14 protein-coding genes and 1 pseudogene are annotated in these 14395 nt (G+C 35.7%); all 15 read left to right on the plus strand.

Annotation, left to right across the window (positions count from 1 at the left end):
* The 15 genes and pseudogenes from BW727_RS01840 (at window position 1) to BW727_RS01910 (ending at window position 14395) form a co-directional block, all read left to right on the plus strand.
* On the plus strand, window positions 1-537 hold the full coding sequence (locus tag BW727_RS01840; protein WP_062468394.1) for a BMC domain-containing protein: 537 nt from the start codon (window positions 1-3) through the stop codon (window positions 535-537).
* Complete coding sequence (locus BW727_RS01845) at window positions 534-2009, plus strand: acetaldehyde dehydrogenase (acetylating) (RefSeq protein ID WP_062468392.1); 1476 nt, start codon at window positions 534-536, stop codon at window positions 2007-2009. The genes BW727_RS01840 and BW727_RS01845 overlap by 4 nt, the downstream gene beginning before the upstream one ends.
* A 62-nt stretch (window positions 2010-2071) precedes the next feature.
* Window positions 2072-2356 carry a BMC domain-containing protein gene (locus BW727_RS01850; RefSeq protein ID WP_062468390.1) on the plus strand — a complete coding sequence of 95 codons (285 nt, stop codon included), beginning with the start codon at window positions 2072-2074 and terminating at the stop codon, window positions 2354-2356.
* A gap of 185 nt (window positions 2357-2541) precedes the next feature.
* The gene (locus BW727_RS01855; protein WP_062468388.1) at window positions 2542-3252 is read left to right on the plus strand and encodes a hypothetical protein; all 711 of its coding nucleotides are present in this window, start codon (window positions 2542-2544) and stop codon (window positions 3250-3252) included.
* Window positions 3249-3884 carry an ethanolamine utilization phosphate acetyltransferase EutD gene (gene eutD, locus BW727_RS01860; protein ID WP_149025708.1) on the plus strand — a complete coding sequence of 212 codons (636 nt, stop codon included), beginning with the start codon at window positions 3249-3251 and terminating at the stop codon, window positions 3882-3884. Before BW727_RS01855 ends, eutD begins: the two co-directional genes overlap by 4 nt.
* Window positions 3885-3888: 4 nt before the next feature.
* A complete protein-coding gene (locus tag BW727_RS01865) occupies window positions 3889-4524 on the plus strand; it encodes a hypothetical protein (RefSeq protein WP_062468386.1) in 636 nt (211 codons plus the stop codon).
* Complete coding sequence (locus BW727_RS01870) at window positions 4524-4799, plus strand: EutN/CcmL family microcompartment protein (protein WP_062468384.1); 276 nt, start codon at window positions 4524-4526, stop codon at window positions 4797-4799. The genes BW727_RS01865 and BW727_RS01870 overlap by 1 nt, the downstream gene beginning before the upstream one ends.
* 33 nt (window positions 4800-4832) lie before the next feature.
* Entirely contained in the window at window positions 4833-5939 is a 1107-nt protein-coding gene (locus BW727_RS01875; protein WP_062468382.1) for an ethanolamine utilization protein EutH, read from the plus strand.
* A gap of 13 nt (window positions 5940-5952) precedes the next feature.
* Window positions 5953-6408 carry a cupin domain-containing protein gene (locus BW727_RS01880; RefSeq protein ID WP_062468380.1) on the plus strand — a complete coding sequence of 152 codons (456 nt, stop codon included), beginning with the start codon at window positions 5953-5955 and terminating at the stop codon, window positions 6406-6408.
* A gap of 104 nt (window positions 6409-6512) precedes the next feature.
* Window positions 6513-7634: an oxidoreductase gene (locus BW727_RS01885; protein WP_062468378.1), complete on the plus strand. Its 1122-nt coding sequence runs from the start codon at window positions 6513-6515 to the stop codon at window positions 7632-7634.
* On the plus strand, window positions 7631-8707 hold the full coding sequence (locus BW727_RS01890; RefSeq protein WP_062468376.1) for an oxidoreductase: 1077 nt from the start codon (window positions 7631-7633) through the stop codon (window positions 8705-8707). The genes BW727_RS01885 and BW727_RS01890 overlap by 4 nt, the downstream gene beginning before the upstream one ends.
* 734 nt (window positions 8708-9441) lie before the next feature.
* A pseudogene (ald, locus tag BW727_RS01895) lies at window positions 9442-10554 on the plus strand (alanine dehydrogenase).
* A gap of 110 nt (window positions 10555-10664) precedes the next feature.
* Window positions 10665-11276 carry a DUF975 family protein gene (locus BW727_RS01900; protein ID WP_062468374.1) on the plus strand — a complete coding sequence of 204 codons (612 nt, stop codon included), beginning with the start codon at window positions 10665-10667 and terminating at the stop codon, window positions 11274-11276.
* Between the two features lie 297 nt (window positions 11277-11573).
* Window positions 11574-12407 carry a BglG family transcription antiterminator LicT gene (gene licT / locus BW727_RS01905; RefSeq protein ID WP_062468372.1) on the plus strand — a complete coding sequence of 278 codons (834 nt, stop codon included), beginning with the start codon at window positions 11574-11576 and terminating at the stop codon, window positions 12405-12407.
* A gap of 104 nt (window positions 12408-12511) precedes the next feature.
* Window positions 12512-14395: a beta-glucoside-specific PTS transporter subunit IIABC gene (locus BW727_RS01910; protein WP_062468370.1), complete on the plus strand. Its 1884-nt coding sequence runs from the start codon at window positions 12512-12514 to the stop codon at window positions 14393-14395.

Raw genomic sequence — 14395 nt, forward strand, 5'->3', positions numbered from 1 at the left:
ATGGCAAATAAAGCTTTAGGTTTAATTGAAGTTAGAGGAATGCTGGGAGCTGTTTTAGCAGCAGATGCTGCCTTGAAAGCTGCAAATGTCGAGCTTCTAGGAAACTATTCTATTCGTGGTGGTTTAACCACAGTAGAATTATTGGGTGATGTTGCTGCTGTATATGCAGCTGTGGAAGCAGGTGTTGATTCAGTGAAAGATATGAATTTGTTGATATCCAGTCATGTGATTCCACGATTGGATGATCAAGTAGAACGTATGTTGATGAAAAAAGATGAAGTCAGCAATAAAGATTCAGAAGTTGATTCGTTGGAAGAAGAGGAAAATCAGTTAGAAGATGAATCAACGAAAGAAGAACATACAGAAAATCCTCCTGAAGTACCTGAAGAAACAGAATTAGAAGAGATGAAAGTGGTAGATTTACGATCACTGGCATACAAACTGAATATTGAAACGTTGACAAAAAAAGAAATTAAATATGCTAATAAGGCTGAATTAATCAGAGTATTAGTAAAGGAAAGGATGGAGGATAAATGAATCTAACTGATAAAGACCTTTTGTCCATTCAAGAGACGAGAGATCTCATCAAGAAGGCAAAAGAAGCACAAAAAAAATTAGCAGAGCTATCCCAAGAAGAAATTGATACAATTGTTAAAGTAATGGCAAAAGCAGCGTATGATAATCGTGTGAAATTAGCTAAAATGGCAGAAAAAGAAACAGGGTTTGGCAGATGGCAAGATAAAGTCTTAAAAAATGCTTTTGCTTCCCGTGATGTTTTGAATGCCATTAAAGATATGAAGACCATTGGTGTGGTCAATCATGATGAAAAACTGAAAGTAATGGAAGTTGCTGTACCAGTAGGAGTGATTGCTGGATTAATTCCTTCTACAAATCCTACTTCGACTGCCATTTACAAAGCGTTAATTTCGGTTAAAGCAGGAAATTCGATTGTATTCTCACCGCATCCAAGTGCTTTGGAATGTATTCGAGAGTCAATTCGCTTAATGGATGAAGCAGGTAGAAAAGTTGGCTTACCAGAAGGAACTTTAGGAGTAATTACTCAAGTAACGATGCAAGCAACTCATGAATTGATGACTCATAAAGATACAAACCTTATCTTAGCAACTGGCGGATCTGCGATGGTACGTGCAGCCTATTCTTCTGGTACACCAGCAATTGGTGTAGGACCCGGAAATGGCCCAGCATTTATTGAACGAACTGCAGATATTCCAAAAGCTGTCAAACAGATTATGGATTCAAAAACTTTTGATAATGGAACCATTTGTGCATCTGAACAGAGCATTATTGTAGAAGAAGTTAGCAAGAAAAAAGTTGTGGATGAATTTAAACGACAAGGAGCTTATTTCCTACCTAAAGAAGATGCTGAGAAACTTGAGAAATTCATACTCCGTCCAGATGGTAGAATGAACGCTAAAATTGTTGGACAAACTCCACAGACTATTGCAGACTTAGCTAAAATTAAAATACCAGCTAATACAAGAGTGTTGATTGCTGAAGAAACACGTGTTGGTCTCCATGCACCTTATTCAAGAGAAAAATTAGGACCAATCTTAGCATTCTATACTGCTGAAACATGGGAAGCTGCTTGCGATTTATCTATTAAGATCTTGATGCAAGAGGGTGCCGGACATACAATGGCAATCCATTCTACAGATGATGCAGTGATACAAGAGTTTGCTCTTCGTAAACCAGTTTCACGCTTATTAGTAAATACATCAGCAACTTTAGGTGGAATTGGTGCAACAACTAATATTTTCCCTGCATTAACATTAGGCTGTGGTGCAGTTGGTGGAAGTTCTACTTCTGACAATATTGGACCTCAAAACTTGTTCAATATGAGAAGAATTGCTTGGGGAGTCCGTGAGTTAGAGGACCTTCGAGGAGAAGATGTATTTGAAGAAGATTCAAAAGATATCAATGAAACAGACATGGACAAGGATCAGTTAGTAGATCTATTGGTAAAACGTGTCCTAGAAAAGTTACAATAAGCAACACTTAACAGATGGTTTCAAAAATTAAAAAAACAAACAAATATTAGGAGGAAAATAAAATGGCAAGTACAAACGCATTAGGAATGATCGAAACTAGAGGATTAGTAGCAGCAGTAGAGGCAGCAGACGCAATGGTGAAAGCAGCTAACGTAACGTTAGTTGGAAAAGAGCAAGTCGGTGGCGGACTCGTAACTGTAATGGTTCGTGGAGATGTTGGAGCAGTTAAAGCAGCAACAGATGCAGGAGCAGCAGCAGCAGAAGCAGTTGGAGAACTAATCTCTGTACACGTAATTCCACGTCCACATATGGAAGTAGACGCAATTCTACCTAAGTACGAAGGATAATAAGGACAAAGCAAATCGAATGTTAGAGAATGATCGTTAGGTGTAACGGTAAATGGAATGAGCCGTTCCCGAGAAAGTAGCAAGTATCGAGAAGCGAGCACTCAGTCCTTATCAGGAGCCTAAAATAGAAGGCTGAGGCATATCTAATATGTCCCAGCCTTTTCTTTAACTAAGGAAGTGAATAAATGGCAATTTTAACAGAAAGTACGATCCGAAAATTACTACGGACTACTGATTTAAAGCAAACAAAAGTGTTGCATTTAGAGCCAGGAACAATTATTACTCCTTCTGCAAAAAGTTATTTGAATGATATTACAGTGATCTATCGTAATCTATTGGAAGAAGTAGAGGAATCTGCTAAGGAAACCATTGATCAGATAGATACAAGGAAAGATTCACTCAAATCATATAACCGACAAGGACAAGAAGTTGCCCACAATCACTTTACATTAAGTTGGAATATAAAATTGGAAAAACTATTGAGCACAGTCCTATTTGGACAGCAACTTAGTCATACTAAAAAAGAAATCCAACTTACTGCAGAATTGGACACGATTGTCACTGTATTAGAAGATTTCCGTAGATTAATTTTTTATGAAAATTACTGGGAAAAATGTCACATAGATGAAGAAAAATTTGGAGAACAATTTGATAAGATAAAAGAACAATTTTCACCCGGAACCTTTATTCCGAAGTATACAGATGGAGAAGTTGTCCTGATGCTTTATGGATTGTATACGGATATTCGTGAGTTAGAATTGTATGCTTCATCTTGTTTCCAAAATTACCTACTCTTCGATGACTATTGTGGTTTAGTAGAAAGATGCCGATTTATGGCAGAATATGTTTGGTCCTTGATGATCAATCGAATAGAAGGGAATGGGAGGAGAGAATGAATATTTCATTTGATCAATTAGTAGAAAAAGTCGCAGAAAAAATTAAAAACAGTATGCAGCAAACATTTGAGATAGAAGCTAGTGGAAGACACGTACACCTTTCCCGTGAAGATATTGATACTTTATTTGGAAAAGGATATGAATTAAACCCAGCTAAATTCCTATCTCAACCAGGGCAATTCGCTTCGAGAGAACGAGTCACTTTGGTTGGTTCAAAAGGAGTCCTACATAACGTTATCGTACTAGGACCCGCTCGTGGTCATAGTCAAGTTGAAATTTCTTACACAGATGCAAACGTGTTGGGAGTAAGAGCACCTTTACGAAATAGTGGGAATATTGACGGAACTCCAGGAATCATGATTATGAATGGAACCAAGCAAGTTATATTGGAAAAAGGATTAATCGTGGCTAAGCGACATGTTCATGTTCAAGATAAAGATGCAAGTATATTGGGTGTCAAAGACAAAGAAATTGTACAAGTCGAAGTGATGAGCGAGCGACCATTGATATTTGATGATGTGACGATTCGTGTCAGTCCTCATTTTGAAACATTTATGCATATTGATTTTGACGAAGCAAATGCTTGTGGATTTAAAAAAGGTACAAAAGGGCGCATCATAAAAAAGGACTGATGACATGGAACAAATTGAAAAAATAATCCAACTTGTCACTGATCGCTTAATGGATGAGTTATTACAAACAAAGACTCAAATTACGACAGGACCGACTTTTACGATCCTAGGTAAATCAGAGGACTATATTGTACGATACTATAAACAAGGTGGCTATCAAAACCAAGTGGGAACAGATTTTGATTCTCCAGAAGTTTTGGTAATAACAGAAATGCCATTGTTTATGTTAACAAGACTTTCTCACCTAACTCCAAATAATCCTACAGAAGAAGCAATATTAAATCGGTTATTAAAACAGCAACCGATCATTGTTCTGGAAGAAGGAATAGAATACATGCAAAAGAAATCACACATTTCCAAGAGCATGATTCCTACTTTTGAAAAAGCGAAGTTAGAACTACAAAAATGGGGCGTTAAGTTTGTTCAACCTCAATACTTTCAAAATGATGTTGTAACTGCTCGAAACGAGCAAGTGAGTACTCCACCGAAGAAAAAACAATTGATTACGGCAAGAACCATCCAAAGCTTGAATTTACATGAAGGAGATATTTTTGAAGTAACCCCTCATATGATAGTAACGGCTTTAGCAAAGGATTACTTGAAGGATCAAAACATTTTGATTGAAAAGAGGGATGCCTAATGTTAGTTGGAAAAGTAGTAGGAAGTCTATGGGCAACCCGAAAAGATGAAAAACTAAATGGCTTAAAATTTTTACTAGTAGAAAAACAATTGAACGAAACCGAAGTCAGCCCTGAATTAGTAGTGGCGGTAGACCATGTAGGCGCCGGTGTTGGAGAGCAAGTGCTCATCACGACCGGAAGTTCTGCACGGATTTCTTTTGAAAATCGTACACTACCTGTTGACATGGTCATTGTTGGAATCATTGATTCCGTTGAATATCCAAAAGAAGAATAACAAATAATAGAATAGAAATGAGGGATATAAAGCATGAGTATTAATGAAATAATTATTTGGATTATGGCTATTATCATGGTTTTAGGTGCTTTTGATAAAGCATTTGGTAATAAGTTTCAGTTAGGTGAACAATTTGAAGAAGGATTAATGGCAATGGGTGCTTTAGCACTATCCATGGCCGGGATCATTGTATTAGCACCAAAACTTTCTGATTGGCTGAGCCCAATTGTTGTTCCATTGTATGAACTAGTAGGAGCAGATCCAGCGATGTTTGCGGGTACGTTACTTGCAAATGACATGGGTGGTTTCTTCTTAGCTCAACAAATGACTACAGACCCAGAAATTGTCTTATTTTCAGGTGGTATTTTAGGTGCAATGATGGGTGCAACCATTGTTTTCTCTATTCCAGTAGGACTTGGTTTAATTGAAATGAAAGACCGTCCTTATTTAGCTCAAGGAATTCTTTGTGGAATTGTAACCATTCCATTCGGAGCAATGGTATCTGGTTTGTTGATGGGAATTGGTATGGGTAAAATTTTGGTAAACTTAATCCCAATTATTATTGTTGCAATTTTGATTGCATTAGGATTATGGAAATTCCCTAGCAAAATGATCAATGGCTTTACCATGTTTGGTAAACTGATTGTTGCTGTTGCAACACTTGGTTTAGCAGTTGGTGGTTTAGATTGGCTTGTAGGCTTCAAATTGTTCGAAAATCAAGACTCTCTAGGAGTAGCTTTTGAAACGGTAGGAAGTATTGCTATCACATTAGCAGGTGCTTATGGATTAGTACTCATTATTACTAAACTTTTCAAAAAACCACTGATGAAGTTTGGTAATTTATTAGGAATTAACGAAATTTCTGCAGCAGGATTGATTGCTTCTTTAGCAAATAATATTGCGATGTTCCAAACCGTTAAGAACATGGATAACAAAGGGAAAGTAATTAATATTGCTTTTGCTGTTTCAGCATCCTTTGCTATTGGGGATCACTTAGGCTTTACTGCCGGTGTTGCACCTGAAATTATCATGCCAATGATTGTTGGAAAACTAGCAGGAGGAATTTCTGCAGTTCTTGTAGCTATTCTTATTACGAAAAACATGAAACAAACCGAATCTGTAGTAGAAGACGTAGCGTAAAGGAAGGTTTCTTATGAAAGTTATAAATAGAAATGATATTGAGAGACTCGTTCGTGAAGTTATTTTAGAAGAATATTCAAGAGGGGGAGATACCGGTCGTCATCTTGATAAAGAGAGCGGTGTGATGTCCATCGAACTACCTATGTTTGATGTAACAGAAGAACATCGTTTAGATACCGGTAATCCAGAACATCAAGTCTATACAAGAGATCTAGTAACGGTAGAAGAGAGTCCACGCTTAGGGCTAGGATTAATGGTTATGAAAGATACAACCTTTGATTGGCACTTAGGATACGATGAAATCGACTATATGATAGAAGGAACCTTATCTGTTATCATTGATGGCAGAAAAGTAACCGCCGGACCGAGAGAAATCATGTATATTCCTAAAGACTCTGATATTCAATTTTCAGTTGAAGGAACAGCGCGCTTTATTTATATTACCTATCCAGCTGAGTGGAACGGATAAAAAAGTCTAGTCCTGCCGATGAGTTCATCGGATGAACAAGTACAAAAGCCAGGGCAGATTTGCTCTAGTTTTTGTGCTTTTTTAATAAAAAAGGAAGTGACTGCATGCAAAATGAAAAAATAAAGGAAGTATTTGAATTTCCTTGTGGATTGAACATTGAGAATCGGATTGTGCTTGCTCCCATGTCAACGGATAGTGGAACAGAAAAAGGTGGACTTTCTACGGAAGACGTTGATTTCATTTTAAAAAGAAGTGAAGGATTTGGAATGGTTATTTTAGGATCTCACAGTGTATCTCCAAGTGGGAATGCTTTTAAACGGGGGTGGAATATTTATAACCCTGCAAACGCTCCTATTTTAACAAAATTAGTAGAGAAGCTACATGAGAAAAATGTAAAGGTTGTTATCCAAATATATCATGCAGGAAGATTAGCACAACCAGCTTTTATTGAAGGAAAGCAACCAATCGCGCCTAGTCGAATACCTGCCAATCGAAAATTTGCTTCTTATCCTAGAGATATGACAGAAATTGAAATTCAACAAACCATAAAAGACTTTCGTGTTGCTTGTGAGATTGCTATGGAAATAGGCTTTGATGGTGTTGAATTACATGGGGCTAATACCTACTTGCTTCAACAATTCTATTCTGCTCATTCAAATCGAAGACAAGATAGATGGGGTGGCAGTAGAACAAAACGGATGACCTTTTTGATTGAGGTAGTGGATGCCTGTATCAAGGCAATAAAAGAAAAAGCGAAGCGACCTTTTTTATTAGGCTACCGTTTTTCACCTGAAGAGTTAGAAACCCCAGGCATAAGAATGGCAGACACCAAAATTTTATTGACAGAATTGACAAAATTACCATTAGATTATGTACATATCTCTTTAAGCAATTACCAAAAAAAGTCTCAAGAAGGTCTAAATATTATCGAAGAATTAAATCAAGTGATTCCACCATCCATTCCGTTTATCGGTTGTGGAAATATTCAAACGCCCAAAGAAGTAAAGGAAATTTCTGAAATGGTTTCTTTATTTTCAGTGGGAAATGCTACCCTTTCAGATCCGTTATGGGCAAAGAAAATTTTACAAGGAAATCATGATATAAAAACTTCTATGGGAATGAAAGATCAAAAGAGTCTAGCAATCCCTCTTCCTCTATGGAAAAGTATGCTGAAAGCTCCTTTAGTATTCTTTAAAGAGGATCTAGCAAAGGAGGCTAAAAAATGAAAAAGTGGGAAACAGCTTATGTATTTCCTGGAGGATTAGAGCTTCGTAATCGATTAGTTTTTGCACCTATTTCTACGATGTCCAGCTCCAATATTGGTCTGTTGAGTGACAAAGAAATTCAATTTTATAAGTCACGTGCACAAAACATGGGACTAGTCATCTTAGGTTCTGCGAATGTTTCTAAAGAAGGAAAAGCTTATGATCATAATGTAACGATTTCTCATGATGCAGCCATTCCTAATTTAAAAACCTATAATAAAGAGATTCATGAAACGGGCGCCAAATCTATTATCCAACTTTATCATGGAGGAAGTGCTACCCAATTTCTTCCGAGTCAAAAGGATGTTTATACGGTTAGCACTTTTTTTGATGAGCGGTATGACAAAGAAAAGCAGTATCATGAATTGACGGAAACAGAAATTCTGCAAACTATAAATGATTTTGGAAAGGCAATTCATCGTGCCATTCGTGCTGGCTTTGATGGGATTGAGATTCATGGGGGAAATCCTTTCTTAGTTCAACAGTTTTTATCTCCTCGAACGAATCGAAGAAAAGATTTTTGGGGAGGAAACGCACAAAAACAGTTTCGTTTTTTAGAAGCGCTTTTAAAATTAGCAAATGAAATCAAAGAAAAAACAGCTAGTCCTTCATTCGTTATTGGAGTTCGACTAGCTACGGAAGAAAATGCAGCAGATGGAATTACTTTTCAAGAAACTTGTCGGCTTGCTGAAAAGATTTCCAAATTATCGGCAGAGTATATTCATTTTAATCAGAATGATCTATTTGAAATACAAAATGAAGAGATAAAAGTATCGGTAATAGAAAAAGGGATAGAACATTCAATTTGTTTGATTGGTAATGGCTCTGTAGATACAGAAGAAAAAATTGCGAAAGCTTTAGAGGTTGTTCCCTTAGTTTCTATCGCAAGACCCCTTGTTCTGCATCCAACGTTCCCAGTTGATACCAATCTACCAAAGACAGTCGAAGAGCTCTCAAAAGACCAGCTACTCATCCCAGATGGACTATGGGGAAGTATCAAAGAATCTCCAGACTGGTATTTTGGCACGCAATAATGAATCAAGATACTTTAAGTATAAGATAAACAGTTTTATTCTGTTTATCTTATATTTTTTAGTCTTATTAGACTAAAGATCTTACAATTCAAGTGTTTTATGAAAAACCATTAAAATAAACAACATTATTATTTGAGTCTAGAAATGGTTATTAATCTAATACGTAAAAACAGGATTACTGAAAGGTTATTTAGCTTCCATTTTTTTGAAGTTTGGATTGATTAACAGAGATCGTGACTGTTGTAATAGTAGGCACTCGCATCATTTTTGAAAAAAATAAGATAATAAATTAATAGTATATAGGGATTGGTAAACACTTAGGATGAAAGGGTCTTTGAAAAAGACAAATATTGTATAAATATGTATCAATATCCTTTTGTATTGATAAAAAACACTGAAAAACAGGGGTTATTTTTTGATTTTTTTTCAAAAAATAGTATGTATTAAAGTAAAGTTATTAAATTCACAATTATCCGATACAATGACTTGCGAATAAGCATGTAATTTTTTGAATCAATATTAAATATCCAGAATGAGTAAAGCAGTGTTGTGGTACAAAATGATTAGGTTATCCAGGACAAGCAAGAAGACGTAAAAGTTTCGAATACTAGATCGACGGGACGTCTGGATGCAGCCACTTGATAAAATACTTATTTTGAACAAAGCGTGTTTGCAATATAAAACAGAATGATTTGCTAATTGGATAGTTGAAAACAAAAATCGGAGGAAAATTTATGTTAATCGGTATACCAAAAGAAGTTAAAAATAATGAAAGTCGCGTAGGAATTACGCCTTTAGGAGTAGAATTACTAGTTCAAAACGGTCTCGATGTGATGGTGGAGAAGAATGCAGGAACAGCTGCAGGTTTTGAAGATAGCGCCTATATAGAAGCAGGAGCAAAAATGGAACCATCTGCTGAAAAAGTATAGTCAGGAGATATGGTTATTAAAGTAAAAGAACCACTGGAACAAGAATTCAAGTATTTCCGTGAAGGATTAATTCTTTTCACATACTTGCACTTAGCAAACGAACCTGAACTAACAAAAGCATTAGTTGATTCTGGTGTAACGGCAATTGGTTATGAAACGATGGTTGGAGAAACTGGCGACTTACCAATGCTGAACCCAATGAGCGCGATTGCTGGACGTTTATCAGTACAAATTGGTGCACATTTCCTAGAACACCAATATGGCGGTAAAGGTGTCTTAGTTGGTGGAGTACCTGGAGTTAAAAACGGAAAAGTTGTTATAATTGGTGGTGGAGTTTCTGGAAGAAACGCATTACAAATTGCACTTGGTTTAGGTGCTCACGTAACTGTTCTAGATGTAAAACCAGAAGTTCTAATCGAAATTGAAGAATTATACGGTAATGAAGTTATTACGTTGATGTCTAACGAAGTAAATATTGCTAACGCAATTCAAGATGCAGACATCGTAATTGGTGCGGTACTCATTCCTGGACGTAAAGCTCCAACTCTTGTAACCGAAGAAATGGTAAAAGGAATGGAACCTGGTTCTGTTATTGTTGATATCGCAGTAGACCAAGGTGGAATCTTCGAAACAGAAGACCACACAACGACTCATGATGATCCTGTTTACTTAAAACATGGCGTATTGCACTATGCAGTACCAAATATGCCTGGTGCAGTAGCAAGAACTTCAACGATTGCTTTAACAAATTCAACCTTGCCATATGCAGTGAAAATTGCGAATAAAGGTATTTTGGAAGCATCTGAAGGAGACGATACAATCCTAACAGGTTTCAATACGTACAAAAATAAAGTTACGAATGAAGGTGTAGTTGAATCACTTGGATTAGACTTCGTAGACATTAATGATTTGATCTAAACTTGTATAAAGTAAAGCACTGCAAGGCTGAGCCCTTGTAGTGCTTTTTGCTATATAAAAACAATGTATACTTTGCTACAATAAGAAGAAAGATATAAGGAAGTGAAAAAATGAATAGAGTTCACCTAAAACAAAATGCTAAAGAAACAGTCAGACGTAATTATATACCTTGGTTATTAGTCGGTATTATTACAATCGTTTTATCCTATGCAAATTCTCAAAATCAAGTATCATCCGATTTCGATCCAACTTCCTATTTAGATATTCGTGTTCGTTGGTTAAATCTCTTACAACTGATTCTAACGGTGCCTTTAACAAGAGTCGCAATTGACTTAACCGATGGTGTCTATCAAAATGCCACCGATAGTCTATTCCGAAATGCACAATGGGTTCGTGATATTGGTGCTATGTTATTAGTAGGTATCTATACAACCCTATGGACTTTCTTGTTTATCATCCCTGGAATTGTTAAAGGATATGCCTACTCGATGGTTCCCTATATTCTAGCAGATGATCCTAATATAGGAATTTCAGATGCGATCAAATTAAGCCAAGATATGACATATGGATTTAAAATAGATTTATTAATAATGGACTTTTCTTTTATCTTGTGGAATATTGCCAGCGCCTTTACATTTGGTTTAGTCGGTTTATATGCCGTCCCTTATCAAAGTGCAACTTGGGCACAGTATTATGTATTTCTATCAGAACGCAATGAGTAAAAAGAATTAGGGAGTTTTCCTAGTTCTTTTTTGTTTATTGGTTCAAGTAGCTGAAGATAGATGGTTCACTTGAACCGATTAGAAATTAAAAAGCCGAATACGCATCAAGTAGCTATGAGCAGCCTTCATAATCTACTTTTAAACTAAGAAAATACTCCTACAAAAAATAATGTTATCATTGACAACGCTTTATAATTATGTTGTAATGAAAACTGAAGTTAGATTGTTACTGGTTATGCAGGCTATACTAACAAAAATAACTGTATCTAGATGCAAGGTTCTCAAGGAGATAGAATATTGAAAGTCATAAAAGTAATAAACAACAATATCGTAAAATCTTTTGATCACGAGAACAATGAAGTTTTAGTAATGGGAAAAGGGATTGGATTCCAAAAAAAACCAGGAAATTCAGTCAACCCCGAACTGATTGAGAAAGTTTATGTAAGTAGTAAAGACTTAAATTCAAATAGGTTAGCTCAATTACTTTCCGAAATTCCAATTGAACATATTCAACTAGCAAATGAAATCATTAGTTTTGCAAAGGCTTCACTTGGTAAAAAATTAAATGATAATATATTTTTGACGCTGACCGATCATGTAAGTTATGCAATTGAACGATATAATAATAAAATTCCAATTAAAAATGCATTGCTTTGGGAAATTAAGCGTTTTTATAATCATGAATACTTAATTGGAAAAGAAGCTCTTAGCATGATCAAAAGTAAATTAGGAATAGACTTACCCGAAGATGAAGCTGGTTTTATTGCTTTGCATATTGTTAATGCAGAGTTGGACATGGCACAAGTCAGTCAAGTAACTGAGATGACTAAAATTATCCAAGATATCACTAATATCGTTCGTCTCCATTTTCAGGTAGATTTAGATGAATATTCATTGAATTATGAACGGTTTATCGTCCACTTAAAATTTTTTGTGCAAAGATTATTTACGGGTGTCGATTTATTAGAAGAAAATGATTCTAGCTTCTTATTCTTGATTAAAGAAAAGTATCGAGAAGAATATCTATGTGCTTTAAAAATTAGGAAGTATATCATGAATCATTTTGATCGAGACTTGCAAGAAGATGAAATAATCTATCTCACCATTCATATCAAGCGAATTACAAATTAAATATAAACAGGATTGTTACTGCGAAAAGCAGGCTATACCTAAATAAACCTTTATGTGAAGGTTTGTTTAGGTATTTTTTTATGAAAAATTAGGAGGGAAATCAAATGAATTATTCAGAATTAGCAAAAGTAATTGTAACAAAAATTGGCGGAGAACAAAATGTGAATAGCTTAACTCATTGCGCCACAAGACTTCGTTTTCATTTAAAAGATAATAAACTAGCAGAAACAAGTGCTTTAAAGAATACGCCTGGTGTTATGGGAGTTACGCAAAGTGGAGGGCAATATCAAATTATTATTGGTAGTGATGTAGGGAGTGTATACAAAGAAATCATTCAACAAATACCTTCTTTACAAACAGAACACACACAGATTTCTAAGGATGATGATGATCGTAAACTAGTTGCAAAAGTGATTGACACCATAACCGGAATCTTTACACCTATTCTTCCAGCCATCACAGCTGCTGGGATGTTAAAGGCAGTATTAGCATTATTAGTAGTATTTAAGGTGTTTTCAACAGACAGTCAATCATATCAAATCATTAATTTAATGGCAGACTCAGCCTTTTACTTTTTACCTATTCTTCTAGCTATTTCATCTGCACAAAAATTTAAAACAAATATTTATTTAGCAGCAATGATTGGAGGAGTTCTTCTTCATCCAGCATTTGTACAAATGGTAGCAACATCAAAAGAAACTGGTGAGGCAATTCAATTATTAGGATTACCTATTTCTCCAGTTAATTATTCTTCAACGGTTATTCCAATTATTCTTTCTATCTGGTTTATGTCATATGTCGAACCGATTGCTGATAAAGTATCTCCAAAAGCAATTAAATTCTTCAGTAAACCATTACTTACGATTGCCATTGTCGGAACAATAGCTTTGACCGTTTTGGGTCCGGTTGGTTTCTATATCAGTAATTTAATTTCTAGCGGAGTCTTGGCTCTAGAAAGTGTAGGAAGCTGGATTGTTCCCACTTTATTAGGAGCACTTACTCCGTTGTTAGTTGCAACTGGAACTCATTATGGAATCGTACCGATTGGGATTAATAATCGTTTAACAAATGGATATGATACTATTGTATACCCAGGAATGTTAGCATCTAATATTGCTCAAGGGGCAGCATCAGTAGCCGTTGGAATCAAAAGTAAAGATTCAAAAATTAAACAATTAGCTTCTTCTGCGGGTCTAACTGCGCTGTTTGGTATTACCGAGCCTGCTTTATATGGAGTTAACTTACGATATAAAACTCCTCTTTACGCAGCAATGATTGGAGGAGGATTCTCTGGTTTATTTATGGGAATTACTGGAGTACGTAATTTTTCAGGAGGATCTCCTGGATTGTTGACACTCCCAAGCTATATTGGAGAAGATACACTTCGTCACTTGACAAATGCTAGTATTGGAGCAGCAATCGCATTTGTGATTACCTTTGCGGTGACAATGGTTATCTACAAAGATCCGATTGAAGAAATGGTAGTAGAAAATGTAGAGAAAGATCAACCAGAATTAAAGATCCTATCGGGAAATAATGAAACACTCGTATCACCTTTAGTCGGACAAGCAGTTTCTTTAACAGAAGTTCCGGATGAAATGTTTTCTGCTGAAATTTTAGGAAAAGGAGTTGCAATTAAGCCATCTGAAGGATTAGTCGTATCACCTTTTTCCGGTACGATTACTGCAACCTTTGATACAAAACATGCCATAGGAATTACTAGTGATCAAGGAACAGAGTTATTGATTCATGTAGGAATTGATACAGTTCAGCTAAATGGAGAAGGATACGAATGCTTTGTTGAAAAAGGAGATCATGTTGAAACGGGAGACTCGTTAATTCAATTTGATTTAAAAGAAATTAATAGAAAAGAATTTGAAACAATTACACCTATTGTCATTACAAATTCGAATGAATATGGGGATATTATTTCAATAGAAGGAAAAGAGGTAGCAATAGGAGATAAGCTTTTGCAGGTGATTAGATAA

The sequence above is a fragment of the Jeotgalibaca dankookensis genome (assembly GCF_002005405.1).
Classification (GTDB): Bacteria; Bacillota; Bacilli; order Lactobacillales; family Aerococcaceae; genus Jeotgalibaca; species Jeotgalibaca dankookensis.